Below are 2,715 nucleotides of genomic sequence, written 5' to 3' on the forward strand. Positions count from 1 at the left end.
GACATTTGTCTTCCTAAGACCGCCTTGGCCTCCGACTTCACTAGCCCTTACACTTTCTTTTATTCCGCGCATATCAACATTCTGGAGTCGTCTGAACAAAGCATGGCTTTCAAGAGGTGGTACTGATTCAGTTTTCAAGGCATTCGTACTTTTTCCAAAACTTTTCCACACCGCAATGAAAGAAGGATACGAAAAATCCCTTGCAATTCAGAACAGAAATTAATAAAATCCTAAAAAAATAAAAGGATAAAAAATATGAGATGTCCATATTGCGGCAGTCTTGACGACAAAGTACTTGAATCAAGAACGATGGCAAACGGTGAGTCAATTCGCAGAAGACGTGAATGTGTAAGCTGTGGAATAAGATTTACAAGCTACGAACGAATCGAAGAAAAACCATTTATGGTTATAAAACGTGATGGCCGGAGACAGCCTTTTGACCGTACAAAAATTGAAAAGGGAATTGAACGGGCTCTTGAAAAACGCCCTGTATCTTCAAGCACAAAGGAAAATATTATCAACGATATTGAAGATTCTGCTTTCATAAAAGGAAAGAGTTCCCGTGAAATTTCAACAGCTGATTTAGGAGAAATAATTCTTGAACGGCTTCATACTGTTGATAAAGTTGCTTATATTCGTTTTGCATCTGTCTACAGAAATTTTGAAGATTTAGATGAATTTATCAGTGAAGTAAAAAAACTAAAAAAATCAAAAACAACAGATACGGTCAAAACAGAAAAAACTGAAAAAAAGTAATTTTTTTTAATTTTTATGCTTTATACTATTGACTATTTTTCAGCTTTTCTATAATATATGATAATCACTTGGGGGCATAGTCCAGCTGGTAGAACACCGGACTCATATTCCGTATGTCATAGGTTCAAGTCCTATTGCCCCTACCTATTCAAAACCCACGTTATTTTTAGCGTGGGTTTTCTTTTTTATTTACGGACTTGAACCCATGGTTCAATCCACACAGATACTTCTAATAGAAACAGTTGACTAAAAATTTTCATAATTATAGAATACTTTATGATTCAAGCAGAAAAATTTGATTCACCGTTCAAGGGGCGTTCTCTGCTCACTTGGCTTGATTACGAACCGGATGAAATTCTCCAGATTCTAGATTATGCATTTCTCGTTAAAAAACAGGCACATGCAGGAGAAATTCATCAGCGTTTTCTAGGCAAAACAATAGCACTTATTTTTGAAAAACGTTCAACACGTACACGCTCATCATTTGAGACTGCTTTTGGAGAAGAAGGCGGTCATCCGGTTTTTATGTCAACTCTAGATATTCAGCTTGGCGGTAAAGAAACTGTAAAAGATACAGCCCGCGTTTTGGGGCGAATGTTCAGTGCAATAGAATTCCGTGGGTTCAAACAGGAACATGTAAAACAGCTGGCAGAGTTTTCAGGTATTCCTGTAATTAATGGACTTACAGATGATTTTCATCCTACTCAGGCTTTAGCTGATATCATGACCTTGAAAGAAAACTTCGGAACTCTCAAAGGGTTAAAATGGGTTTTCTGCGGCGACGGTCGTAATAACGTTGCCCGCTCGCTAATGATTATCTCAGCAAAACTTGGTATAAATTTTGCCATTTACGCACCAAAAGAACTCTTTCCTCCAAAAGATATTCAGGACATCTGTGCTCCGCTGGCTGCAAAAAGCGGTGCAAAAATTGAAATTTCTGATCAAATTTCTGTTGTAAAAGGAGCAGATTGCCTTTATACTGATGTGTGGGTTTCAATGGGCGAAGAATCGCTCAAAGAAGAACGAACACGGCTTCTTTCACCTTATCAGGTAAATAAAGAGCTCATGTCAGCTACAGGCAAAAACACTACAATTTTCATGCACTGTCTGCCGGCTGTCACAGGGCAGGAAGTTACCGAAGAAGTTTTCGAAAGTTCCGCAAGCAAGGTGTGGGACGAAGCAGAAAACCGCAAGCATACTATTAAGGCTATTATGCTCGCATTGATTTAGGTAAAGAACAGACTTTGTTAATTAAAAGGAGATTTTAATATGAAAAAGCTTTTTATTTTATCGGCTTTAATTTGTGCAGGTGTTTTGTTTTCTGCTACAGCAAAAGAAAAGGCAGATTACAAATACGAATTTCAGGAAGCAGCAGTTTCTTACCGGAATGTTCTAATCTATAAAGTTCTTGATCAAAAAGATGCCTACATTGTTATGTATGCAAAAGGTCATCGTGAAGTAGGAAATGTAACCATTCCAAAAAAATGGTATTCTAGTGCTGCTCGAACTGATTCAAAACTTACATTCCGTTCATGCCCAAAAACTATGCAGCCTTACATGACTGTTATTAGCAGAGATGGTTCTTTTGAGCGGGTTATTATGACTATGCCAACCTCAAGGAATAATCCGGTTTGGGGTGTTGCAGACAGCAGTGTAAAAGTAGATGACGCTGACAAAGAAACACTTGAAATAGCTTACTAAATCTTACTTAACGCGCTTTAACTGAAAAAGGGCTGTTTTATGAAGATTTTCTTCATTACAGCCCTTATATTTTTTAAATTGAAATCAATTTGAGGTAAAAAAATGAATATTATTTCTGACGAGAAAATTTCAGAGTTTTCACAATTTTTAAAAAATCACACTTTTTTTTATATAGCAGCGCACAAAGATCCGGACGGCGATGCTATTTTCAGCTGTCTGGCAATGGCAGACATTTTAAAAAAATTAAATTTAAATTAT

General features: G+C 36.9%; 3 protein-coding genes, 1 tRNA gene and 1 pseudogene. All 5 read left to right on the plus strand.

Features of this window, described 5'->3' with window-relative positions; all coding sequences use genetic code 11:
* Positions 1–223 (plus strand): annotated as a pseudogene (locus tag ACKI5B_RS11565) (hypothetical protein); the annotation flags it as partial.
* A gap of 32 nt (positions 224–255) precedes the next feature.
* Positions 256–756: a transcriptional regulator NrdR gene (nrdR, locus tag ACKI5B_RS11570; protein ID WP_407428910.1), complete on the plus strand. Its 501-nt coding sequence runs from the start codon at positions 256–258 to the stop codon at positions 754–756.
* A 70-nt stretch (positions 757–826) separates the two neighbouring features.
* A tRNA-Met gene (locus ACKI5B_RS11575) sits at positions 827–899 on the plus strand.
* Positions 900–1,032: 133 nt separating this feature from the next.
* On the plus strand, positions 1,033–1,986 hold the full coding sequence (gene argF / locus ACKI5B_RS11580; RefSeq protein WP_407428912.1) for an ornithine carbamoyltransferase: 954 nt from the start codon (positions 1,033–1,035) through the stop codon (positions 1,984–1,986).
* Positions 1,987–2,025: 39 nt separating this feature from the next.
* Complete coding sequence (locus ACKI5B_RS11585; protein ID WP_407428914.1) at positions 2,026–2,457, plus strand: hypothetical protein; 432 nt, start codon at positions 2,026–2,028, stop codon at positions 2,455–2,457.
* Positions 2,458–2,715 lie beyond the last annotated feature (258 nt).

This window comes from Treponema sp. (assembly GCF_045657965.1).
In the GTDB taxonomy this organism is placed as follows: Bacteria; Spirochaetota; Spirochaetia; order Treponematales; family Treponemataceae; genus Treponema_D.